The sequence below is a fragment of the Mycobacterium barrassiae genome (genome assembly GCF_025822765.1).
In the GTDB taxonomy this organism is placed as follows: Bacteria; Actinomycetota; Actinomycetes; order Mycobacteriales; family Mycobacteriaceae; genus Mycobacterium; species Mycobacterium barrassiae.
Map to the genome: position 1 here is coordinate 43,432 of NZ_JACKUK010000026.1, position 23,801 is coordinate 67,232.

The 23,801-nt window shown below is 64.6% G+C and carries 22 protein-coding genes; 8 read left to right on the forward strand and 14 right to left on the reverse strand.

Annotated features, from left to right (window positions below; all coding sequences use genetic code 11):
• Positions 1–4 precede the first annotated feature (4 nt).
• A complete protein-coding gene (locus H7J93_RS16645; RefSeq protein ID WP_267307414.1) occupies positions 5–391 on the forward strand; it encodes a DUF2834 domain-containing protein in 387 nt (128 codons plus the stop codon).
• Between the two features lie 110 nt (positions 392–501).
• Here the strand turns inward: H7J93_RS16645 and H7J93_RS16650 are convergent, their stop codons facing one another.
• The 13 genes from H7J93_RS16650 to H7J93_RS16710 form a co-directional block, all read right to left on the reverse strand.
• On the reverse strand, positions 502–3,999 hold the full coding sequence (locus H7J93_RS16650) for a serine/threonine-protein kinase (RefSeq protein WP_267307415.1): 3,498 nt from the start codon (positions 3,997–3,999) through the stop codon (positions 502–504).
• Positions 4,000–4,080: 81 nt separating this feature from the next.
• The gene (locus H7J93_RS16655; RefSeq protein ID WP_267307416.1) at positions 4,081–4,743 is read right to left on the reverse strand and encodes a CAP domain-containing protein; all 663 of its coding nucleotides are present in this window, start codon (positions 4,741–4,743) and stop codon (positions 4,081–4,083) included.
• A gap of 15 nt (positions 4,744–4,758) precedes the next feature.
• Complete coding sequence (locus H7J93_RS16660) at positions 4,759–5,241, reverse strand: hypothetical protein (RefSeq protein WP_372507912.1); 483 nt, start codon at positions 5,239–5,241, stop codon at positions 4,759–4,761.
• Positions 5,242–5,336: 95 nt separating this feature from the next.
• Complete coding sequence (locus H7J93_RS16665) at positions 5,337–5,945, reverse strand: Rv1363c family protein (protein ID WP_267307418.1); 609 nt, start codon at positions 5,943–5,945, stop codon at positions 5,337–5,339.
• Positions 5,912–7,351: an MCE family protein gene (locus H7J93_RS16670; protein WP_267307419.1), complete on the reverse strand. Its 1,440-nt coding sequence runs from the start codon at positions 7,349–7,351 to the stop codon at positions 5,912–5,914. Before H7J93_RS16670 ends, H7J93_RS16665 begins: the two co-directional genes overlap by 34 nt.
• Positions 7,351–8,514, reverse strand: coding sequence for a virulence factor Mce family protein (locus H7J93_RS16675; RefSeq protein ID WP_267307420.1), 1,164 nt, complete (start codon positions 8,512–8,514; stop codon positions 7,351–7,353). The genes H7J93_RS16670 and H7J93_RS16675 overlap by 1 nt, the downstream gene beginning before the upstream one ends.
• A complete protein-coding gene (locus H7J93_RS16680; protein ID WP_267307421.1) occupies positions 8,511–9,845 on the reverse strand; it encodes an MCE family protein in 1,335 nt (444 codons plus the stop codon). Before H7J93_RS16680 ends, H7J93_RS16675 begins: the two co-directional genes overlap by 4 nt.
• Entirely contained in the window at positions 9,842–11,173 is a 1,332-nt protein-coding gene (locus tag H7J93_RS16685; protein ID WP_267307484.1) for an MCE family protein, read from the reverse strand. Before H7J93_RS16685 ends, H7J93_RS16680 begins: the two co-directional genes overlap by 4 nt.
• The gene (locus H7J93_RS16690) at positions 11,170–12,246 is read right to left on the reverse strand and encodes a virulence factor Mce family protein (RefSeq protein ID WP_276022074.1); all 1,077 of its coding nucleotides are present in this window, start codon (positions 12,244–12,246) and stop codon (positions 11,170–11,172) included. Before H7J93_RS16690 ends, H7J93_RS16685 begins: the two co-directional genes overlap by 4 nt.
• Entirely contained in the window at positions 12,227–13,606 is a 1,380-nt protein-coding gene (locus H7J93_RS16695; RefSeq protein ID WP_267307422.1) for an MCE family protein, read from the reverse strand. The genes H7J93_RS16690 and H7J93_RS16695 overlap by 20 nt, the downstream gene beginning before the upstream one ends.
• Positions 13,607–13,610: 4 nt before the next feature.
• The gene (locus H7J93_RS16700; protein WP_267307423.1) at positions 13,611–14,465 is read right to left on the reverse strand and encodes an ABC transporter permease; all 855 of its coding nucleotides are present in this window, start codon (positions 14,463–14,465) and stop codon (positions 13,611–13,613) included.
• Between the two features lie 9 nt (positions 14,466–14,474).
• Positions 14,475–15,245: an MlaE family ABC transporter permease gene (locus H7J93_RS16705; protein WP_267307486.1), complete on the reverse strand. Its 771-nt coding sequence runs from the start codon at positions 15,243–15,245 to the stop codon at positions 14,475–14,477.
• 408 nt (positions 15,246–15,653) lie between these two features.
• Positions 15,654–17,333: an AMP-binding protein gene (locus H7J93_RS16710; RefSeq protein WP_267307424.1), complete on the reverse strand. Its 1,680-nt coding sequence runs from the start codon at positions 17,331–17,333 to the stop codon at positions 15,654–15,656.
• Between the two features lie 86 nt (positions 17,334–17,419).
• Between H7J93_RS16710 and H7J93_RS16715 the strand changes: the two genes are divergently transcribed.
• On the forward strand, positions 17,420–18,151 hold the full coding sequence (locus tag H7J93_RS16715; protein ID WP_267307425.1) for a FadR/GntR family transcriptional regulator: 732 nt from the start codon (positions 17,420–17,422) through the stop codon (positions 18,149–18,151).
• Positions 18,152–18,299: 148 nt separating this feature from the next.
• Here the strand turns inward: H7J93_RS16715 and H7J93_RS16720 are convergent, their stop codons facing one another.
• Complete coding sequence (locus H7J93_RS16720; RefSeq protein ID WP_267307426.1) at positions 18,300–18,518, reverse strand: hypothetical protein; 219 nt, start codon at positions 18,516–18,518, stop codon at positions 18,300–18,302.
• On the opposite strand from H7J93_RS16720, the gene H7J93_RS16725 reads away from it, so the two are divergent.
• Genes H7J93_RS16725 through H7J93_RS16750 form a run of 6 tightly spaced genes read left to right on the forward strand, consistent with a single transcriptional unit; the run spans position 18,414 to position 23,784 of the window.
• The gene (locus H7J93_RS16725) at positions 18,414–19,352 is read left to right on the forward strand and encodes an amidohydrolase family protein (RefSeq protein ID WP_267307487.1); all 939 of its coding nucleotides are present in this window, start codon (positions 18,414–18,416) and stop codon (positions 19,350–19,352) included. The two genes, H7J93_RS16720 and H7J93_RS16725, sit on opposite strands and share 105 nt — an antisense overlap.
• On the forward strand, positions 19,331–20,407 hold the full coding sequence (locus H7J93_RS16730) for a DODA-type extradiol aromatic ring-opening family dioxygenase (RefSeq protein WP_267307427.1): 1,077 nt from the start codon (positions 19,331–19,333) through the stop codon (positions 20,405–20,407). The genes H7J93_RS16725 and H7J93_RS16730 overlap by 22 nt, the downstream gene beginning before the upstream one ends.
• Complete coding sequence (locus tag H7J93_RS16735) at positions 20,404–21,231, forward strand: alpha/beta fold hydrolase (protein ID WP_267307428.1); 828 nt, start codon at positions 20,404–20,406, stop codon at positions 21,229–21,231. The genes H7J93_RS16730 and H7J93_RS16735 overlap by 4 nt, the downstream gene beginning before the upstream one ends.
• Positions 21,228–22,532 carry an aromatic ring-hydroxylating oxygenase subunit alpha gene (locus H7J93_RS16740; RefSeq protein WP_267307429.1) on the forward strand — a complete coding sequence of 435 codons (1,305 nt, stop codon included), beginning with the start codon at positions 21,228–21,230 and terminating at the stop codon, positions 22,530–22,532. Before H7J93_RS16735 ends, H7J93_RS16740 begins: the two co-directional genes overlap by 4 nt.
• Complete coding sequence (locus tag H7J93_RS16745) at positions 22,529–23,023, forward strand: aromatic-ring-hydroxylating dioxygenase subunit beta (RefSeq protein ID WP_267307430.1); 495 nt, start codon at positions 22,529–22,531, stop codon at positions 23,021–23,023. Before H7J93_RS16740 ends, H7J93_RS16745 begins: the two co-directional genes overlap by 4 nt.
• Positions 23,020–23,784 (forward strand): SDR family NAD(P)-dependent oxidoreductase, encoded by a 765-nt coding sequence (locus tag H7J93_RS16750; RefSeq protein ID WP_267307431.1) that lies wholly within the window; start codon positions 23,020–23,022, stop codon positions 23,782–23,784. Before H7J93_RS16745 ends, H7J93_RS16750 begins: the two co-directional genes overlap by 4 nt.
• Positions 23,785–23,801 lie beyond the last annotated feature (17 nt).

Here is a 23,801-nt window from a genome sequence, read left to right on the forward strand (position 1 = left end):
AGCAATGTCTGCATCCACGTCAACCAATGTTCGACACGGCTTTTTCATCCTTGCCGGCGTCGTCGCGTTGCTGTTGACCTGGCCGCACGCATTCGAATGGATGGCCGCCGGGGGAAACATCCTCAACCCGGTCGCGTTCTTCGGCGACGCGATCGCGGCTGGTGGCACCGCGGCGTTCCTCAGCATCGACATGGCCATCGCCTGGCTCGTATTCATGGTGTGGGTTGTATTCGACTGCAAGCGAATCGGCCTGGGGTATAAATGGGGCTGGTTCTTCGTGGCGTTGTCTTACATCGGTGTATCGATGGCGTTCCCGGTATATCTCGTGACTCGTGAGCGCTACCTTGAGAAGCGTACTCGCACCGACAAATTGAGCACCTATCAGACCTGACGGTTCCCCGAGGCCGGATCGCTCGGTCGGTTTTGGTCCTGTGGCACTAGCGGGTTGAGGCGCCGGGCAATGGGCATGCGGATTCAATGTTCGGGTCGGTCCGTGCAGCGTTAGATGACTGACGTCTCGCCCAGATTGGAAACGAAATCCCGAACTTTCGCCGTCTCGGCCGAATCGAACTCGTCCGCACCCACCGTATCCGCCGCAAGGCGGAGCATCGACGGTCCCTCGTCTACCAGGAGCCGGCTAAGCCTGAGCGCCGCAATGGTTCTCAATGCTGGCGCCAAGACGCGCTGCGCTTCGTCGGCATCACCCGCCCCGGCGAGGCAGAGCGCGTACTGGAGCGCGGCCCGAAGGTGTGCGCGCGGACGCCGGCTTCGGTCGACGGTGTCAATGCGAACGCGTGCTCGACTGCAGGCTGCGTCGAGCGCTGACGGCCGGCCGTCGTTGAGGAGGAGCCGGATCTGTGAGTCCTCCTTGAACTCCGCTGTCGCATCATTCTTACCATCGAGCGGCTGTGGACCTTGACTCATCACGCGGGCTGAGAGCGTCTCGTTGACCCGTTCATTTGACATCGTCGCCAATCTGACCTGTTCATACACAAGGCGCGCCTCGAGCCTGGGAAGTTGCAGTGCCCTTGCCATCTCAAGGCCTTCGGCGAGGCGGCGGTCGGCGGCAGCTGTGTCACCGCGGGCGAATTTCAGCCGAGCTCCGGTGCCGAACGCCGCCAGCATGAAGTCGACGATGCCACCCTCGGCACCGAGTTCGTACGCGTCGTCTAGCAATTGCTCTGCCTCATCGAGTTGGCCGTGTTCGTAGAGAAGCTCCCCCAACAATGAGCCGGCGAGTTTTGCGACGTAGGTCGGGCGCCCTGACGGTAATAGCGCAATTCGCATCGCATGTCGCAGATGTGCTTCGGCGCCCGCCACATCGAGCTGCTCGTTTTCGGCGATCGCCGCGAAACAGTATCCGTAGCTGACGCTTAGTGTTCCGGAGATCTGGCGATGGTATTGGCGTCCCCACCTCTGCCAGCGAAGTGCTTCGTCATAGTCCGACGCAAGGAGCGCACCGAACGAGGCGAGATCGGCTGCACGACATAGAATCCACGGGCGAAGCGTGTCCGCCCTCTCAACACACGCGGCAACCGTAGCGTCGGTGGAAGAGCCGACGCGGTCCTGGAAAGCGGCGATCACGGCGCGAATGAGATCCATTTCGGCGCGCACGTCGCCAGCCTCGTCTGCCGGGAGCGCGTCGAGTCCGACATCGGCCAGGCGAAGCGCGTCCTCAGCCGCGGCCGGGCGGTGAAGCACCACATTCGCCCAGGCAATGTCGACCTGCAGCCGCGGACGGTCATCGGCGTCCTGCGCCGGCAGCTTGGCCGCCAGTCCGATCAATGTGCTCATCTGGGACTGCTCGTTCAGATCGGCGGCAGCCTGCTCGACGGCATCCACGGCCTGCGCGGTGTCTCCGGCAAGGATCAGATGATCGACGGCCTGGCTGAGCATCCTCTGTTCGGTGAACCACTGTGCGGCTTTGCGGTGTAGATCCGATATGCGATCCTCCGCGTCACGTTCAAGGCGGTGCAAAAGGAACTCGGCGAAAAGTTGGTGGTACTGAAACCAGGTTCCGGCGGCGTCGGTCCTACGCAGGAAGAGGTCGCGTCTTTCGATCTCCTCGAGGAGGCTTCGACTCCGGCGGTCGCCGGTCAGAGCAGTGGCCAATCCGCTGCAGATCTGCTTGGGGATGCACGTCGACAGCAGAAACTCCAGCAGGTCGGATTCAAGGCTGTCCAAAACGTTGGACGCGAGATATTCGCCAATTGCTTTGTCCCGCCCGGACAAATGCTCGATCAATGCGGCTGGATCGGAGTGCTCGCGGAGTGACAACGACGCCAACTGCAGGGCGGCGGCCCACCCGTCGGTCGACTCTTCCAGCCCGGCCACGTCGGCGCTCGTGAGGTCGAGGCCGCAGTGGTCGACGAGCAACGCCCGGGATTCGGCCGTATCGAACTTGAGGAGCGACGCATCGATTTCAACGAGCTCTCCCTGAACTCGCAACGTCGAGAGCGGTAGCCCAGAGCCAGTCCGGCTAGCGACTATCACATGCAGGTGATGACAGCAATTCTCAAGCAGATAGGCGAGAGCGCTCGTCGTCTCGGCATTGCCTATCCGATGCCAGTCGTCAAGTACCAGCACCAAGGTTTGATTGTCGGAATGCAGGCGATTTATCAATGCGTTGAAGACGAATTGGTGCGTGTTTTCCAACCGGCCGTCGAGTTCCTGTTGCAGTTCGTCGGCGAGGTCAGGCATGGTTCGCCGAATAGCCTCAATCAGGTGGGCGAGGAACCAGATCGCGTCGTTGTCATCGCTGTCGATGGCCAGCCATGCGCCATTCAAGCCCTCGCGGGTGAGGATTTCGCCCCACTGTGCTGCCAGGGTGCTCTTCCCGTAGCCCGCGGGCGCGTGGATGAGGACCAACTTCGGTCTTCTCCCGGACCCAAGGCGGTCGAGGATGTGTCGCCGCGGCACGGTCGGGCGGTTAAACGTCGGCGGTCGGAACCGTGTCGGTGCGCTCGGCGGGTACTGCGCCCTCGCGGCCGCACCCGACCCGTCCGCCCCTAATGCCAGGGGCGCCGAACGCCCCATCGATGGAGGAACGGGAGTGCCTGTGTCGGAGGGTGATTCATCAGCATCGGCCGACGGTTCCGGTAATTCGAGCGGAATCTCGGCGATGGTGAGCCCGATGTGGGTGCCGGCTTTCCTCAGCACCTCACCGAACTCCGCGGCTGAACTGGGGCGCCGCGATGGATCGGTATTCAAGCCGAGCTCTATTGCCGAGCAGACGTCATCTTGCACGCCCTGCGCGCGGAGATCGGGGATGGGACCCGCGAACACGCGACGAACAAAGGCGATCGGATTCTCGCCCGCGCGGAATGGGAATGGCGGGGCTCCGTTGAGCAGCGCGAAGACTGTCGCCGCCAGCCCGTAAACGTCCGCTGCCGCCGAGGGGGTGCGACCCTCGAACAGCTCCGGCGCGGTGTAGGCCGGTGATCCAACGATGGTGTTTGCAGCGGTTTCCCGGCTACCCGTGATGCGCGCAATGCCGAAGTCGCAGAGTTGCGGTTCCCCGTAGGCAGTGAGAAGGATGTTGGGGGGCTTGACATCTCGATGTAGGACACCAGCGCGGTGCGCGGTTTCCAGAGCGCCGGCCATACGGACCCCTACCGTCAACGCTTCACCGACGGAGAGCGGTCCATGACCTTTGATCCAGGAGTCCAACGTGTTTCGACTGTGGTAAGGCATCACGATGTACGGGCGTCCGGCAAACGTTAGGCCGCAATGCAACACGGGCACGATGTTCGGGTGGCCAGAGACCCGCCCCATGGCCCGCTGCTCGCGCTGGAAGTGTTCGAGGTCGAAGTCGTCCTGATCTGAACTGAGCACCTTGATCGCGACGACGCGGTCCAGTGACGGCTCGTTGCAGCGGTACACCACTCCGAATCCGCCGCGCCCCACTGGCTCAGCGTCGCAGTAGCCCTCTGCCTCGAGTTCGGCGACGATACCGATGGCGAGGCCGCGTTGAGTCCTGTCGTCCGTCGGCGTTCCCATCCCAGATGCCTTCGCTGTGGCCGTTCAGCCTACTCCCGTCGCTGCTGGCGGATCGCAGATCCGATGGCTTGTGACACTTCCCTAGCTCGGCGGATAGGCCGGCGGCGGGAACACGCCTCGCAGGATCCACGGGAACCAGTCGATGCCGTATTCGATCTCGTCGCTGCCGTCATAATCAGGGTTGGGATCGAGCGCAGAATTCTCCGCAAGGACGACTCCAGGTGGAAGCCCCGCTTCTGGCCCAAGCGGTGAGTCCTCGACGGGTACCTCAGGCTGCCCGTAGACGGCGACCACGACGGTGCGATCCAAACTGTTTTCCGACCACACCCCCACCTGGGTGTTGGCGCAGTTGGACATGATCGCGAAATAGGCAGGGTTGTAATACCACTGGTTGATCAGCGCGATACCGCTGATCGCCAAGGCTGGATTGATCGCCACCGTCTCCGTCACTGTGCCCCGATAGCCGGCGGCCTGAGCACGGCTTTGTGCGGTGGACCCGTCAGAGCCGACATCTCCGTTCAGGTTGCGGTTGTTCAGCACATCTCTCGTGTGCCACTCGGCTGCCAGCTGCAACTGCGGATTGATCTTGACGTCGTTCTTGCAGCCGGCCTGATGCTGAACGGTGTAGACGTTGGCGACCACGCTTTCGTTGAGTCGCTTGTTGTCGGCATGCGCGCTGGGCGTGCAGAGCAGGCTTGCGACAACGACTGCAACGAAAGGCAGCGTCAGCGACGGATATCGCATGTCGTGTCCTTCGTGTCAGACGGGCTCGAATTGGGAGATCAGCCACCGGCCATCGATCTTGTCGAGCGTGACCCGGACGCTGGATGCGCTGTTGGTCGGCGCCTCCTTGCCGACGACGACGGTCTGGTTGACGAACAGCAGGACCACGGCGTGGTCGGCGCTGGCGGATGTCGACGTCGCCGCCGGGACGGTTGCCACGGCGGATATCTGCTTCTGCTTTGCCCCCGGGATCACCACATCGCGGGTCAGCGACGTGTAGGAGTCCAGGAATTCACCGGTCAGTCTGCTCTTCGCGGCTTCGAGGTCCTTTTCCACGGTCTCCGGCCGGTAGGACAGCAGGGCGATTGTGCCATCGCTGGCAGCCCGCATGGATTCACCGTGGGCCACGTCAACTTCGCGGGCCGAGTCCCCTTCGTACTTCAGAAAACCCGCGGCGAAGACCAGCAGCATCGCCAGCCCGGGCAATACCCCGTAGGCGACCGCGCGCGACCAGCGGATGCGGCGCTCATCTGCTGTTTGCACCGGCTCGGCTTGCGTCTCCGCTACCACGTCGGTGGCGGTTGGCTCGTCGGCACTGCGGAAGTTCGGCCACCTCATGACACAAACTCCACGTTGGAGACTTTGGCCTGATCTCCGACCCTTTCCACGGAGATCCGCATCCGCCATGCCCGCGGGTCCTGTTCAGGGGCACCCGCATTCGATGTTTTCACCGCCACGGCCACCAACACCTGGGCTGAGCCGTCCCCCTCCGACTCCACCCCCGCCTCAGTAATTGTGCCGACCGACGTCGACTTGGCCTGCTTGACCACGTCGACGAACGGCTGTGACCGCGTGGCGAAGTCGTCGTGGAACTGGCCGGTGGCACCGTCAAGAATGCGCTGTATATCGTGTTCGGCATGCTGCCAGTCGATGGTGGTCAAGTTCAACGCGCCCCGCCTGGCCGCCTGGAGAAATTGACTCTGCTCAGCCTCCGCCTCGTGTGACTGGTAGGCCCGAAATCCCAACCACCCCACCAGGACCCCCAAGGCAAGAACGACGGCGGAACCGAACAGCATCGCACGCCGCACCGCCGGCATCGGTTCCCTGGACGCCGAGAGTGTGTCCGTTGCGGCGTCGGACCCGGCCGCGTGGTGCTCGATATCCACGATGTCGTCATCCAAGAGCAGGCTCAGCTCCCCGGCGGGATCAGCAGGTTCTGCCATGTCTTCTCCTCTGGCGCTGTCTGCGCCAAGTCCGATTGCGTGTAGGTCTGTCCGTCCGGCCCGAGGTACGTCCCGGTTGCCGGGTCGTACGGAACGGCGGCTATGGGCGGCGGGGCCGGGGCCGGCGGCGACCCGGGCGGCAACTGCGGGATGTCCTGACCGGACAGGGTGGCATTGGGGTCGCCCTTCCAGTTTTCCCCGTCGTTGAGCGGCACGTACTGCTCGTCGCTTTCGCAGAGTTTCACCGTGGGTGCGCGCTTGCCGGGCCTCGTTGCGCAGGGGGTGTTCTTGGCGCCGCGCACGTTCCACATCGAATCCTGCGGAGTTCTGCAGTACAGGTCGCCGGGTGCACGTGGTGGGTGGTCCTCGAGGCTAGTCGCCCGTCGCTGCTGGGCCGGCAGGAATCCGGTGGTGCACGGCGGCGGCAGATTGATGTTGAGGTTGAAGCTGAGGTATTCGCCCCGGTAGTCCTGCTTGGTGTTTCTGTTGGCTAGGAACGTGGCTCCGGCCTCCGCGGTGACTTGGGGCAGCAGCACCAGCAGCTGCTCGATATTGGCCTGGTAGGTGAGCGCCACCTCGCCGACGCTCACGAGATTCGCCAGCAGGACCGGCAAGGTGGGTTGCAGCCGCTCAACCAACTCACGTGCTTCGCCGAAGGCGGGTCCCCCGTTCTCCAGCAGGCCGGCGACATCCTGATCATGGGTCTTCAGCTCACTGGTCACCGTGGCCAGGTTCGACGCCCACGCCTGGATAGCGTCGGAGGTGTTGGTCTGCGAATCGAGCACCGGTTTCGATTGCTCGATCAACGCGATCAACGGATCGAGATTCTCCCGCGCCTCGATCGACAGGTCGATCGTGCCATGGACGATGCGGGTCAGTTCTGGACCCAAACCGCCCACGGCCGTGTAGGACTCGTCGATGGCGGTCTTGAGGTTGTCCTTCGGTACCGCTCTCAGACCGGTCACCACCTCCGACAAAATGGTGTTGATATCGGGCGGCACGCTGGTGTTGGCCAGCGCAATCACGTCCCCGTCCTGAAGGGGCGGCGAGGTGGCGTTGCGGGGGAGCAACAGGACATACTGTTCGCCGATAGCCGATTGGCTGTGCACCTGAGCTTCTAGGTCCGACGGGATGTCGATGCCGGATTTCAGCGACAGCACGGCTTCGACCCCGGTGCCGGTCAGGTGCACCGATTCCACCCGGCCCACTTCGACGCCGCGATAGGTGACGTTGCCGCTGGCATACAGGCCTGCGGCTTGCGGTAGTTCCACCGTCACCGTGTAGCGGCCTACGCCGAACATCTTGGCGGGCAGCTTCATGAACTGCAAAGACATGAATCCCAGCGCGATCAGCGCGATGACGGCAAAGATCGCCAGCTGGATCTTGGCCCGCTTGTGTAGGTGCATTACGGCCCCTGATCCCCGCGATACGGAATGACGAGCGGATTCCCCGCAGTGTGCTGGGAGTGGCCCGCGGTGCACGGGCTGGGGAACTGCCCGATGGTGCGGCCCCACTGCATCTCCAGCCAGGTCAGATCGCACTCCCACCGGGTACCGGTGAAGAAGGAGGCGTCGAGGCGGCTGAGCGTGAGGTCAATGATGGCTGTCAGGTTGGCGTAGTCACCCCGTTGCCAAAGCTCGATGGTTTCGTTCGGAAACGGGAAGGTGAGGATCCCGCTCAGCGCCCGCGTCATGCTCGGGCCGGCGTTGGCAAGCGACTCCAGTACCGGTCCGCTGTCGCGCAGGATCTTGACCAAGTCGTCCTTGGACTGGTTGACGGTGTCGGTGAGCAGCGCACCGAATTTGCCGAGCTTGTCAGCCGCGTCGACAAGGTCGTTTCGCTGATCGTTGAGCACCGCAAGCGCATCGGGGACCGTCTCCAGCGCGCGATCTACGACGGGCTGCTGAGCGGCCAACTGCCCGGCCAGGCTGTTCAGGCTCTCGGTGGCCGCGATGATGTCGCCGGACTGATCGTCAAGATAGGCGGTGAATCTGTCCAATTGCTCGATCAGGCTTCGCAGATCTCCCGCACGGCCCCGAAACGCGATGCTGAACGCTTCGGTGATGTCACCCAGCTTGCCTATCCCACCGCCGTTGAGCACCATCGACAGCGCCGCCAGCGTCTGCTCGGTAGTCGGGTAGAGACCGCTGTTCGCCAACGGAATCAGCGAACCATCATGCAGTCTGCCTTCAGGTGGGGCGTCTGCCGGGGCCGCCAGCTCGATGTGCTGGGAACCCAGCAAGCTGGTCTGGCCAAGCTTGGCGGTGGCGTTGCCGGGCAATTCGACATCGCCGTTGACGCGCATGGTCACCAACGCGTGCCAGCCCTGTCGCTCGATATTCGTGACATTGCCGACCGTGACGTCGGCGACGCGCACCCTCGCGTTTTGTTGGAGATTGTTGACGTCGGGCATCTGCGCTTGGACCACATAGGAGCCGGGTCCTTTGCCCTGGGTGCCCGGCAGCGGTAGCGAATTCAGCCCGCGCCAGTCGGCGCACCCAGAGGTCCCGATCACGACGGCGACGATCAGCATCAGACCCGCCGCCGCGCGGCGTCGGCCGCTGATCATCGGCCACCTCCTGGGGGCACCATCATGCCGGGTAGACCGGCGGCGGGATCGGTCGATACCGTCTCGGAGGGCGGCGCGTCCGGCGGTGCTTCCGCGGCCAGCGGTGCGTGCGGGGCCGGCGCTTCGGCGGGCAGCGGCGCAGGCGGCGGGGCGGGCGGGACATAATCCGGCCGCATCCATTCCTCGCTGAAGGTGACTTCGTTCGGCCTGGCCTGCGTTCCCACGAAAAGGTCGAATCCCAGCGGCGGCCAGTTGTACTGGCGGTTCTTCACGATCGGTGCCAGGTACTGCACACAAAGCTTCGAGGCCTGCTCGGCGCCCAGGCGGGACGCGGCCTGGATTGCTCCGCAGAGGAAGGCGATGGGGTTGGCGAAGTTGTTGACCGGCAGCGCACCGGTGAACGCGCCGTTGGCCGGCTCGAAAATGTTGCTGAAGTTCTGGAATGCGGTCGGGGTGATATGCAGCGCTTGCTCGATGTCGTCGATGCTGTCGACCAGTGTGGTGGTGACCGAAGCCAGCTTGTCCGATGTGGTGCCGAGCGCCTCGCGGTTGTCGGCGGCAAAGCTGCCCAGATCGCCTACGACCGCATTGAGGTCCTCCATCGTTTGACCGACCTTGTTCGGGTCGTCGGCCAAGAGTCCCGTCACGGCGGACAAATTGCGGTTGAGCTGCTCGAGCAGACCGGTAATGTCGTGCAGCGCCGACACCAGCGTGGAGAGGTTCTTGAAGGTGGCGAAGATGTCGCCGCTGTGGTCACTGAGCGCAGATATCGTCTGCGACAGCTTGATGACGGTGTCACGGATGGTGGTGCCCTGACCGCGCAGGTTGTCGGCGGCGGTGTTGATGAACTCACCCAGTGTGCTGACCCCACCGGGCGTGGTGGGTTGCAGCAGTTCGTTCAGCCGCTGGAGTTGGTCGCGGATGTCGTCCCATTCGACCGGCACCGCGGTGCGGGACTGCGGGATCTCGGCGCCATCGCCCAGCGTGGGGCCGGTGGAATAGGCGGGCGTGAGCTGGATCGCCCGGCCCGTCACCAGCTGTGGCGACAGGATTACGGCGTTGACGTCCGCGGGGACTTTGTACTCGCCATCGATCCAGAACCAGATCTTGACCCGCTCAGGCTGCGGTTCTATTTTCGCCACTTTGCCCACCGGCACGCCCAGGATTCGCACATCGTCACCGGGGAACAGCCCGATGCTGTTCTCGAAGTAGCCGGCGACCATCGTGCGGCCGGTCTGGCTGGTGGTGCGCACCGCGACGACGACCCCGGCAACCATCACCACGACGAGTGCCACCGCCAGGACGGTGCGCGACATCAGCTTCTCGATCATGGTTGTCTCCCTGGCGTGGGCAACTGCTCACCCGGCGCGGGCACATAGACCGGGGCGGGGGTCGGTTCAGGCGTGGACGCCAGCTCGGGCGGCGGGGGCGCCGGCGGCCCGGGCGGCGGGCCGCCCGGCGGTGGGGCCGGCAGCGGTTCGCGGTACGGGTAGCGGCCCGGGAACTGCGCGGGCAGCCTCGGATCTTGGTTGCCGGTGATCGCGTCGGGCAGTGTCAGGTGCGGCTCGCCGCCCTGACCGGTCCGGGGGTACGGCACCGGTAGCGCGGGCGTCCCCGGCTGGCCGGTTTGCGGGTCGGTCAGTTCCGAGGGCAGCAACACGGCTGGGTCCAGTCCCAGATCGGAGAACGCGGCATCGACGAACGGCTGAACGAACTGACCGGGCAGCAAGTTGACGATATACGCCTTGAAGAAGGGTCCCGAGCCAAGCGATTCCCCGAGCGACATCGCGTAGGTGTTGAGCCCCTTGAGAGCCAGTTGCACCCGCTCTTTGCGGTCGTCGATGATCGTCAGCACGCCGTTGAGCTTTTCCAGAGCCGGCCGCAGTTGTTCTCGGTTCTCTTCGATGAATCCCTTGAGTTGCCGCGCCGCCGACGAGACGTTGTACCAAATCTGATCCAAGGCGTCGCTTTGCGTCCGCAGTTCGGCCAGCAACGCATTGGTGTCCTTCACCAGGCTGACCACCTGGTCGGTGCGCCTGGCCAGTACTCCCGTCGCTTTCGCCGCGTTGTCGAGCAGGTTGCGCAAGTTGGCGTCACGTTCGTTTAGTGTTTGGGCGAACCGCGCTACGCCCTGCACGGCGACCTGGAGCTCTTCCGGGGTGTCGGAGAATGTCTGGGCCAGGGTTGCCAACGACTCCGAGACCTGGGCGGTGTTCAGCCCACCTATCGTGGTGGCCAAGTCGCCAAGGGCGTCGGGCAGCTGGTAGGGCGACGTGGTCCGCTCGATCGGGATGGTGGTGACCAGCGTGTCGTCGCCGCGGGGCAGGACCTCGAGCACCTTGGTGCCCAGGAGGCTTTTGGCCCTGATGCGGGCCTCCGAACGGTCCCCCACATGAATGCTTTGGTCCACCGAGAACGTGACGAGCACCCGCGATCCCTCGAGGTCGATGCTGGACACCTTTCCGGCGCCAAAGCCGGAGACTTCGACCGAGGCGCCGGTGAACAGACCACCGGCGTCGGCGAATTCGGCTGAATAAGTGTTGCCCTGGTTGAAGAACGGCAGCTTCTGGTAGTTGAGCGCGGCCAGCGTGATCGCCAGCACCGCGATGACCCCGGTGAGCCCGATGGTCACGGGGTTGCGTTCGGAGAAGGTCTTCATTTCGGTGCGCACCGCCCCGTGCTCTGCCCGGCCGCCTTGACGTAGACCGGCTGGCCGCCCTTGCCGTTGAGCTTGAGCACCGCGTCGCACAGATAGAAGCTGAAGTAGTCGCCGTACATGGCCTGCCGGTTCAGCGCGCGGTACTTGTCCGGCAGCTGTTCGATGAAGCGTTCTAGGTATTCGTGGTCGGCGACCGCGATGCCCGCCGCGCGGTCGAGCTCTTGTACCACCCGCTGGAACGGCTCGCGGGCGTCGGCGAACAGATCGGCGAATGAACCTGCGCCGGCGTCGATGTGGGCCACCGCGTTGGAGAGGTCGGTTCTGCGTTCGGCCAACCCGCCCACCAGCTCCGACAGCGCCGTCACGGCTTTGTCGAACCGCTCGCTCTGGCCGCCGAGCGACCCCAATACGATGTTGAGGTTGTCGATGGTCTGCCCGATCAGAAGGTCGCGGTCGGCCAACGTGTTGGTCACCGCGGCGGCCTGGGTCAGGAACGACCCGATCGTGGTGCCCTGTCCCTGAAATGCCTCTATCAACTGTCCGGTCAGCTCATTGACCTGGTCCGGGTCCAGCGCCCGAAACAGCGGCTGAAAGCCACCGATCACGGCGTCGAGGTCCAATGCGGGTCGGGTGTGGTCGGTCGGAATCGTGTCACCGGGCTCGAGTGTCTGAAGCCCACCGGCGCCTTCGAGTAATGCCAGGAAGCGGTTGCCGATCAAGTCGTCGAAGCGGATCTCTACGCGGGACCCCTCCGTGAGGACCACGGACTCGTCGGCAGAGAACTCGACCCGCACCGTTGCGTCCCGGTTGACGACGATGTTTTGAACCTTGCCGACCTCGACGCCCGCGATGCGGACGATATCGCCATTCCGCAGACCCGACACGTTCACGAACTGAGCGAAGTAGCTCTTTCCCTGCTCGAATCGAAACTGCGCGAAGACGGTAAACAGCACCAACGCGCCGAGCAGGCAAACCGCGAGGAAGATGCCCAGGCGCCAGGCGGCGGCTTTCAGCTCTTTCACGTCTTCTCCCGATCCGGTCGGCTGGCGGCTGTCATGGCGGTGTCTGTCCATTCGACGCGGGATTTGCCGGGCCCGGGCCGGGGCCGGCCGGCGCCACTCCCGGCCATAGCGGCACCCCGCCCGGCCCATACAGCGGCGCGCCGTACGCCGGCGCTCCCGGATAGGGCACCGGTCCGATCGCCGGCCCCGGGATGCACTTGCGGACGCTCGGTGGCTCCGGGACAGCGCGCGTGACCGGAAGCCAGTTGGCATAGCAGGGGTGCCCGATGCCGGGGTTGGGCCGAATGTCCACGCCAGTGCCCCAACCGGTGTTTGTGATGAGCTGACGCACCGGGAAGTTCTTCGCAACGTCGGGCAGCGACCCACAGCCGGGCTTGCCGCCCGGTCCACCCTTTGCCGCGACGACCGGGAGATGGTCCGGATACCTGTACGGGTCGTTGCCCAGCAGCAGGGCGGCGTCGAAATGGAGGGTCCGGCCGTCGCGCCCGCCAAACACCTCGTAGCCCCCGTTCTCGAGGTTGAAGTGTGCGCCCTGGAGCAAGCAGGTGAAGCTCGGGCTGTATTCGAGCAGCAGACCCGTGGTGGGCTCGAGGACGTCAGCTGAGGCGACGAGGTTGTCCTTGCTGGTGGCGAGCAGATTGGACCCGGCCTGACCGAAGCCGGTGACGTTGAGCAGCAAGTTGTCCAGTGAGCTCGAATGATCCACGACGGTCTGGCTTGTGGTGCTGGCGGCATCCAGGACGGTCAAGATGTCCTGGGCCGCCGCTGCGTAGGTGTCGTTGAAGTTCTTGAACGAGCGCCAGTCTTCGCGGATGAGCTCGCTGCGGTCGTTGAGCGCCGTCAGCACCTGGTTCAGATCGGTGGTGGCCTGGCCCATCCGTTCGCCTTGTCCACGGACCGCGTCGGCCACAGCGGTCAGCACCGCATTCAGCTTCGCGGGGTCGATCATGTCGATCAGGTCGACGACGTTTTCGAAGACCGAGTTGACCTCTGTGCTGACGTTCCTCGAGCGCAACACAGCGCCTGCGGCCAGCCGTTCTTTGCTCGGGTTCTCCGGATAGACCAGGTCGACGAACTTGGCGCCGAACGCGGTGGTGACGTCGATCTCTGCCTCGACGTTGGCCGGGATGTACTGGATCTGATCCGGTTGGATCTCCAGCGTGAGGCGCGCACCGTCCTTGGAATTGCCGACCTGGCCGACCCTGCCCACCTCCACGCCGCGCATTTTCACCTTGGCGTTGGTCTCCATGATGATCCCGGATCGTTCCGATGTCAGCGTCACCGGCACGAATGATTTGAACGTGCCAGAGAAGATCGCCGAGGTCACCACGACGAACACCACAGTGACAACGATCAGCATCAACGCCCACCATCCGGGGCCGATGCGCTGTTCTCCTGGCCTTTTCTCCATGTCGCTAGCCCGCCAAGTTGAAATTGCCGGACTGCCCGTAGACGGCCAGTGAAATGAAGATGATCACGACCGCTGCGACCACCATCGAGGTGCGCACCGCGCGACCCACGGCCTCACCGACCCCGGCCGGCCCGCCGGACGCGTTGTACCCGTAGTAGGTGTGCACCAGCATGACCACCAGCGTGATCGCGACAACCTGGAAGAACGACCAGATCAGATCGGTGGGGTTGAGGAAGGTGTTGAAGTAGTGGTCGTAGACGCCGGAACCCTGGCCGTAGATGGCGGTGGTGCCGATGCGAGCGGCCACGAACGCCATCATCACCGCGATGCAGTACAGAGGGATCACCACGATTACCCCCGCGAGGACCCGGGTGGATGCGAGGTAGGTGACGCTGCGGATACCGATCACCTCGAGTGCGTCGATCTCTTCGTTGATCCGCATCGCGCCGATCTGAGCGGTTGCACCGGCGCCGATCGTCGCCGACAAGGCGACTGACGTCGTCCCCGGCACGATCAACCGCACGTTGAAGAATGCCGACGCGAACCCCGTGAGGGCCTCGAAGCCCACCGACGCCAACTGGTTGTACCCCTGCACCGCAACCAATGCGCCAGTGGTGAGGGTGAGGAAGCCGACGATCGCTACGGTTCCCCCGACCACTGCGAGTGCCCCGGAACCCAATCCCATCTGAGCGATAAGCCGCCACAGTTCTGTCCGGTAGTTGATGACAGCATCCGGAATCGACATGAGTGTCTTGGCATAGAACTGCGCCTGCGATCCGATCCGCCGCCACCCTTCGACCGCGCCTTCGGACGCGCGGCGCAGACGCATGTAGGGCTTGCTCGGAACGGCCTGTGTCATCGGTTCACCTCATTGCACCGTGAACTGGATACCGACGGCGGTCACGATCATGTTGATCGCGAACAACACCATGAAGGTGAACACGACCGTCTCGTTGACCGCGTTGCCGACACCGGCTGGGCCGCCGCCGACCGAGATGCCCTTGTAGCAGGCGATCAGACCTGCCGACATGCCGAAGAGCATCGCCTTTACCAGCGAGACGATGACGTCGGCAGGGCCGGTGAGGAGCGTCAGACCTGCCACGAACGCACCGGGCGAGACATGCTGGACGAACACGGTGAACAAGAACGCGCCGGTCAGGCCCACGAGGATTACCGAGGCAGATAGCGCCAAAGCCACCGTGGTCGCCGCCAGTACCCGGGGAACCACCAACGCCTGGATGGGATTGACGCCCATCACCCGCAGCGCGTCGATTTCGTCGCGAATGGTCCGCGCCCCGAGATCGGCGCACATGGCGGTGGCGCCCGCTCCGGAGACCACGAGCACCGTCACGATGGGCCCGATCTGGTTCACCGTGCCGATCGCGGCGCCGGTGCCGGAAAAATCCGAAGCTCCGAATTCGGTGAGCAGGACGTTGAAGGTGAATACCAGAAGCACCGAGTAGGGCATCGTCAGCATGAGCGCCGGCAAGACAGAAACCCTTGCTACGAACCAGCTCTGGAGTATGTACTCCTTCCAGGCGAACGGCGGTTTGACCATCTGCACGAACGTGTCGAGCGTCATGGCAAAGAAGCCGCCGAGTGCACGAACCGGCTTGCCACCCAGATACGTCGACACCATCAGCAGCACCCCCGCGGCGCGGACATGCACCAGGTGCACGGCCCGTGCGAGCCGCTGCCGGACCAGCCCGCGCGCACAGCCGCGGCGAGGACGCCCCGGGTCGCCCGCAGCGCTACACAGTCACGATCAGCCGGCAACATGGCCGGAACGCTACGAGGCCATCAGCACGGTGACTGCTCCATCAAGAGGGATTATGAGTCCCTCGTCAGAGTCATTCCCCGGCCATCCGGCCAGCCAGACATGGATTTGCTGTGCAGATCCCTAACGAGCGCCGAATGCCCAGCTGTCGCTGACCGCAACGCGTCTGGCGCTGGCGCGGAGCGCTTTTGACGACCGCGTCACCAATCATCCTGTGAAGTCGAGGCGTCCGTTGGGTTGCGCCGGCAGGCGCCCCGCATCAACACCGGCTCACCCATCTCGGTATTCACCCACCAAATCGTTTGTCTGACTTGCATTTTCGCGAGCCCGCAGGTCGACGCGCCGAATCTTGCCGGAGATCGTCCTGGGTAGCTCCATGAATTCGATCCGGCGGATCCGTTGGTAAGGCGCGAGGTTTAGCCGCGCATGGGCGAAGATGGCGTCGGCCGTAGCGCGATCGGGGACCCACCCCGCCGCCAAACTGACATATGCCTTGGGCACCGCCAACCGCGTTGGATCGGGGGCCGGCACCACCGCCGCCTCGGCCACCGCCGGATGCTCGATGAGCACGCTTTCCAATTCGAACGGGGAGATCTTGTAGTCGGACGCTTTGAACACATCGTCGGTGCGCCCGATGTACGTGATGTAACCGTCGGCGTCGCGGCTCGCGACGTCCCCGGTGTGGTAGTAGCCGGCTTCGGTGACCGCGTCGTTGCGGTCTTCGTCGCCGAGATACCCGGTCATGAGGTTCACAGGTCGCGGGTCCATTCGCAGGCAGATCTCCCCCTCATCGGCCGGTTTCCCGGTGACGGAGTCGACGATCTCCACGGCAACGCCCGGCAGCGGCCGGCCCATCGATCCGGGTTTGACCGGTGAGCCCGGGGTGTTGCCGATCAACGCCGTGGTCTCGGTCTGCCCGAACCCGTCCCGGATCGTCAGCCCCCATCGCTTTTGGACATTCGCGATGACTTCCGGGTTGAGCGGCTCCCCCGCGCCGACCGCCTCCCGCAGCGCGGCCGGCGTGGGACCCAGATCGGCTTGAATAAGCATGCGCCACACCGTCGGTGGCGCGCACAACGAAGTGACGTCAGCCTGCCGCAGCATCGTGAGGAATCGCTCTGCATCGAAGCGCGCGTAGTTGTACACCACGATGGTCGACTCGGCGATCCACGGCGCGAAGAACGAACTCCAGGCGTGTTTGGCCCATCCCGGAGAGCTGATGTTGAGGTGGACGTCGCCTGGGCGGAGCCCAAGGAAGTACATCGTCGACAAATGCCCGACCGGATAGGACCGGTGCGTGTGCTCGACGAGTTTGGGCCGACTGGTGGTGCCGGACGTGAAGTAGACCAGCATCGGATCGTCCGCGCCGGTCTGGACGCCGGGCCATGACGACTCGACTACCGTGTCGGCCAGGCGGTAGCGGCGCCACGGAGCTGGGGCGTCGCCAATCGCGAAGCGCCCGAAATCCCCGGGAATCTCGGCGAATTTGTCCACCTGGTCGGCGTTGGTGATGACGTGGCGTACCGCGCCCCGCCCGACTCGGTCGGCTAGGTCCTTGGGCCCCAGCGCCGTCGTGGCCGGCATGATCACGGCGCCCAGTTTCATCACCGCGAGCACCGACTCCCACAACTCGACCTGGTTGCCGAGCATTACCATGACGCGATCGCCGGGCGCGACGCCTTCTTCGGCGAGCGAGGTGGCGAGCCGGCCGGATCGCTCGGACATCTCGGCGAACGAATACGAGCGGTCGGACCCGTCCTCATCGATGATGCGCAGCGCCGTTCGGGGGTTGTTGGCAGCAACGGGGTCGAACCAGTCGAGTGCCCAGTTGAACCGGTCCCCGACGTCGGGCCAGCGGAAGGCGGTGACCGCCGAGTCGTAGTCGTCGCGGTGCTGCACGAGAATGTCGCGGGCAGCGCGGTAGGCCTCTCGGCCGGTTGCACGATCCATGGGTCGGGGCTCCTCACATCGGTTCATCTGGGAAACTGGCGGTGACGGCGCCACTGCGGGGCCGAAGGGGATTTCAAGGAGGCTGCGTGCAACGTCGCGAACCTGCGCTGCGGTCCTCCCGGGCTGAACGAGTCGCGGCTGATCTGGAGCACGAGATCCTCAGCGCCCGCCTGCCGGTCGGTGCTCACCTCGGGCGCCGCTCGGAGATCATGGACCGGTTCGGGATCAGCCCGACGGTGATGAACGAGACGCTGCGCATTCTGCGCGATCGCGACCTGGTGTCGGTGCGGCCTGGGCCAGGGGGTGGAATCACTGTTGCCAGTGCACACCCACAGGTTCGTCTGGGGGCACTGGATCTGTCGTTTCAGCCATCCACCCCCCACCCCCTCGACCTGTTCGAAGCGCGGTTGTACCTCGAGTTCGGGCTGACCAAGGCGGCGTTCGAGCGGGCAACCGACACCGATGTCGCGGCGATGCGATCGGCGATGGTCGCGATGCGGGCGTGCACCGACGCCGCGCAGTTCTTCGACGCCGTGCTGGCGTTTCACGGCGTCGTCGCGGCGGCGGCCCACATTCCCGTCCTTGAGGGAATGCACCAGCTCATCGTGACCAGCATCAAGGCCGTGCTGAACAGGGTGGTGTTCGTCGACGACCACGGACCGCTGCTGAAAGGCAGTCTCGACGTCCACGACGACATCGTGGCCGCCATCGCACTGCACGATCAGGCGTCGTTCGTCGACGCGATCAATCGCCATGATCAAGATCTGATCCGCGCCGACGATCCCGATCGCACACCGATCACCCCGCAGCACCCCTGACCGAACGTCGCTGGTAGCGCATAGACGCTCGCTTCCACCACTGGACCCGTCCTCGTTGCATACCGGCTACTTCTACCACCATCGAGGTGTGATCTACAACATTGTGCATGCATATCTTGAATTGTGAATCTATAATAGCTAAATTGGATCAGACCAGCCGCCCAACGTCAGGCACGGAGTCACGACCATCGACGCTCACCGATCCGCAGGCACGGCGCTCGTCGATGTCCACACCCACGCCATCGACCAGGACCTGCCGGACCTGACGCAGCGCTATCCAGACGACGGGTGGCCCAGCGTCGAACGCATCAGCGAAATAGAAGCCAGCTTGATGTTTGACGGGGTTCCCTACCGCCGCATCGACCACCGGTGTTGGTCAGCGGATGCCCGACTTGCCGACATGGATCGTGAAGGCGTTGCCGTACAGGTGCTTTCGCCGATTCCCGTGACCTTCTGTTATCAGGCGTCTGCGGCTGGCACGGCCGAGCTGGCCTCGGCACAAAACGAGTTCTTCGCCCGGATCGTGCGCGCGCACCCGAACCGCTTCGCCGCATTGGCCGCCGTTGCCATGCAGGACCCCGACCGGGCTGTCGACGAGATGCGCCGGTGTATGGGCCGGCCGGGCTTCCTGGGCGTCGAGATCGGCACACGGGTCGGCGGAATCGAGCTGGCTGACCCGCGCCTGGACCGGTTCTTCGCCGTCGCGCATGAACTCGGCGCGCTGATCCTGGTCCACCCCAGCGACCAGGACCTGCCGCCCCGGGTGACCGGGCTGGGAATCGGCTTCGGAGCTGGGATGCTCATCGAGACGGCAGTGGCTGCGGCCGCGCTGCTCACCAGCGGCGCGCTAGCCAGCCGACCCGGCGTGCGAATCTGCCTGGCGCACGGCGGTGGCGCCCTGCCGGCACTGATCGGTCGACTCGACAAGGGGGCGTTGATCGCCGGCATGTCCACAGACTCCCCTACCCTGCCAAGCCGACTGGCCCGCCGAATGTGGTGCGACTCACTGACATACGACCGCCGGAGCCTAGACGCCGCGGTTGAGGTCTTCGGCAGCGACCACGTGGTTTTCGGATCCGACTACCCCTTCCCCGCGATGCCCCACCCCATCGACGACATCGTGGCCGATCTGCCCGCCGACCTGCGACGCAGGATCTACCGCACCAATCTGGAGGAATCATGGCGCAGTTCCTTGGTCTAGGCCTGACCCACTATCCGCTGCTGGCCGGCACGGACGAACACATGGCCTCCCTGTTGCGTTGGACGCTGGCCGATCCCGACATCCCCGCCGCGGCCAAGGATCCCGCCAACTGGCCCGCGCCGATGCGTGCCGAGTGGGGCAACGACAAGGGTGTCGCCACGGCCGCCCATCATCGGAAGCTCTTGGTGGAGAGCCTCGCCCGGTGCCGTGATGCGCTGGACGAATTCGCACCCGACGTCATGGTGGTGTGGGGCGACGACCAATATGAGAACTTCCGCGAAGAGGTCATTCCGCCGTTCTGCGTGCTGGCCTACGGCGACGTCGAGGTCGACCCGTTCGAGGTGATGACCAACCGGGGCAGTCCCAACGCATGGGGTCTGCCCGACGACACCACCATGACGTTGCACGGGGACGCCGAGGGTGCCCGCGCGCTCGCCGACCGGCTGCTCGCACGCGGCTTCGACGTGGCGTACTCGTATCAGAAGCGGGCCAATTCGCCGTTCCCGCACGCGATCGCCAATACCCAGCTCTTCCTGGACTATCCGCACGCCGGGCGTCAGTTCCCCTATCGGATGATTCCGATCACCGTCAACTGTTATGGCCAGCATGCAATCGCGCGGCGCGGCGGGCTGGCGCGGTTCGCCGAGATCGCCACGGAGAGACTTGATCCAGTCGGTCCGTCCCCCGCGCGATGCTTTGCGTTGGGCCGGGCCGTGGCACAGTCGTTCGCCGACACCGATCTTCGCGTCGCATTGGTCGCCTCGTCGAGTTGGTCGCACGCGTTCCTCACCGACAAAACGTGGCACATCACCCCGGACACCGAGGCGGATCTGCGACTCTACGACTTGTTCGCCGCGGGTGAATATGCCAAGTGGAAAGAGACCACCACCGCAGAGATCGTCGACGCCGGACAGCACGAAATGCTGAATTGGTTTTGCCTGACCGGCGCCGCCGACGAACTCGGCCTCGACCTTGCGTGGTCGGATCTCGTCACCACCGATGTCTTCAACTCCAACAAGTGTTTTGCAGTGTTCAAGGAAGGAAGTCCCCGATGACGACGTCGACTGCGGTGGCGCAGTGCACCATCGATGCGGGAGGCATCGAAACCCGCTACCTCGAGGCGGGATCCGGCGAACCGGTCCTCATGCTGCATGGCTCTGGCCCGGGTGTATCGGGAACAGCCAACTGGCAGTACAACATTCCTGCACTTGCCGAGAAGTTCCACGTTCTGGCTCCCGACATCGTCGGGTTCGGCGGCACCGAGCGTCCCGATGACATCGTCTATTCGCTTCGTGCCTGGACCGACCACGTCTGGGCGTTCCTCGACGCCCATGGCATCGAGAAGACGGCGATCGTCGGCAACTCCCTCGGCGGCCGCATCGCGCTGCAGATGGCCACCGATCAGCCGGAGCGCATCTCCCGGATGGTGCTGATGGGCTCGCCGGGCGTGGGGATGACCCTCACCGACGGACTCAAGGCGCTGCGGGCATACGAGCCGTCACACGACGCGATGCGCGCCCTGCTGCGCGACTACTTCGCGGTCAACCCCGCACTGATCACTGACGAGTTGGTGGCGATCCGGTACGAAGCCAGCGTTGCCGACGGCGCCTTCGAGGCGTACCGCGCGATGTTCTTCGATCCTCGCCACAAGGGCTCGGAACTCGGCATCACCGAGGACGAGGTCAGCGCGATCACCACGCCAGCGCTGCTTGTCCACGGCCGCGAGGACAGGGTGGTGCCGTTGTCGGTGTCGGTCACGATGCTCGGCCTGCTGCCCAACGCCGACCTGCACGTGTTCAGCCGCTGCGGGCACTGGACCCAGATCGAGCGGGCCGACGAGTTCTCCGCGTTGGTCTCCGACTTCCTGGGCCGATCATGAGTACCGGCGTCGAGAATCGTTCCAGCGCAACCGGTGTCGTGATCGCTCCACTTGTGGTCGACGACCAGGTCAACCAGACCTTTCGCGTGCACCGGTCGGCGATGACCTCGCCGGACGTGCATCGCGCCGAAATAGAGCGGATCTTCACCAAATCATGGCTGTACGTCGGCCACGAGTCGGAGATCCCGAACCCGGGCGACTTCGTCCGGCGTCCGCTGGCGGGCCGCCCGATCTTCATGGTCCGCGGCGTGGACACCGGACACGTCAACGTCTTTCACAACTCGTGCACGCATCGCGGCGCGCTGGTGTGCCGGCAGGACACGGGCACCGCCAAGGTGTTCTCCTGCTTCTACCACGCCTGGTCGTTCGACACCGAGGGCAGGCTCAAAGGCGTCCCGGATCGCGACGCGTACGCGGGCGGGTTGAACTTCGACGAGCTGGGCCTGAAGCCGGTGGCGCGCGTCGAGTCCTACCGCGGCTTCGTCTTCGCCAGCTTCGATCCCGAAATCGTCGACCTGCCGACGTATCTCGCCGGCGCCAAAGACTACCTCGACCTAGTGATCGACGGGTGTGGCGGAGACGTCGAGCTGGCAAGGGGCACCAACGAATATAGCTTCACCGCGAACTGGAAACTGCTGGTGGAGAACAGCATCGACGGCTACCACGCCCAGTCCACTCACGACACCTACTTCAAGTACCTGGTGTCGATCGGCACCGATCTGCAGGGCGGCGTCAAAGGCCGGGCCATCGCATTGGGCAACGGGCACGCGGTGATCGAGTACTCCGCCCCGTGGGGTCGTCCGATCGCCAAATGGGAACCGCTGTTCGGGGAGGACGCTCGTGACGAAATCGATCGGCTGCGTGCCGATCTGGTGAGCCGTTACGGCGAGGAGCGGGCCCACACCATGTCCGAGGTGAACCGCAACATGCTGATCTATCCCAACCTAATCATCAACGACATCATGGCGGTCACGGTGCGCACGATCTTCCCGTCGGCACCGGATCGGGTGGATGTGACCGCGTGGCAGCTGGCGCCGCGCGACGAATTGCCGGGCCTGCGGCAGCGCCGGCTCGACAGCTTCCTCACGTTCCTGGGCCCGGGCGGATTCGCCACACCCGACGATGTCGAGGCGCTGGAGTCCTGCCAACAGGGCTACGCCGGTGGTGGCGTCGAGTGGAACGACATCTCCCGCGGAATGGGCCGCGGGCCGCTGGCCAACGACGAGGAACAGATGCGAGAGTTCTGGCGGCGCTGGCAACAACAGATGGGCTCCGCGGCAGACCGGGCAGGTGCACGATGAGCACCGTGCTGGCCGTATCACGGCAACAGGTCGAGGATTTCCTGTACACCGAAGCCGCGCTGCTGGATTCGTGGTCGCTGGACGAATGGCTCGCACTGTTCGATGCCGACGCCAAATACGAGGTGCCCTGCAACGACGCGCCCGACGGCAACCCGGAAACCGACTTGTTGCTCATCGACGACGACTACACACGCCTGCGGGCGCGCGTGACTCGCCTCAACAGTCGGCGCGCCCATCGCGAGTACCCACACTCCCGCACCAACCACCAGATCTTCAATGTCAGGGTGGCCGACCCGGATCTCCAAGGCGAGATCGATGTGACGGCGTCGTTCACGGTGTGGCGGTTCCGCGGCGGTAAGACAAGCTGCTACGTCGGGCGCTACCGGTACCGACTTCGATTGGCCGACAACGGTTTCCGGATCGCGTTCAAGCGCGCCGAGCTCGACATGTCAGATCTGCGCGCCGTTTCCGATGTGGCGATCATCCTGTGAGCGCCACGCTGGCGGGGCGGACGGCTATCGTCACCGGGGCCTCGTCCGGTATCGGGTTGGGCATCGCACGGCGGCTCGCCGCCGACGGGGCCCTCGTCTTCGCCGCGACGCGGTCGAAGGAGGACCTGGAGAAGGTCTTCGATCAGGTCGACGTCGCCGGTGGCTTCGTCGGCGAGCTCCAGCAGGCCGGCGTGGCTGCCGACCTGGTGAGCACCGCCATCGGCGAGTTGGGGGACGTCGACATCCTGGTGAACAACGCCGGGGGCGGCGTGATCCGGCCGACGCTGGAACACACCGAGGAGTCGCTGCACGCGACCATCGACAACAACCTGTGGACAACGATCCGGTGTGTGCTGGCGGTGCTTCCGCACATGGTGGCCCGAAAGCACGGTCGCATCATCAATGTCGGCGCCGATTCGGTGCGCACCGGTTTGATGGACCACGCGATGTACAACGCCGCAAAGGGCGGCGTGCATGCGATGGTCAGTGGCCTGGCGCGCGAGTTCGCCAAGGACGACGTAACGGCCAACACGGTGGCCCCGTGCTACATCGAGACTCCCGAACTGGCCCGGCTGTTCGAAACCGGTGGTGCGCCACCGCGTCTCCTCGAAGTCGTCGAGCGGGCCACGGCCATCGTTCCGCTCGGCCGGCCGGGCACGCCGGACGAGGTCGCCGCGGCCGTCGCCTTCCTCGCCGGCGAGGACAGCCGATTCGTCACTGGACAAACCATTTACGTCAACGGCGGCAGCAGCATGGGCTGATGCCCGTGCGTCACATG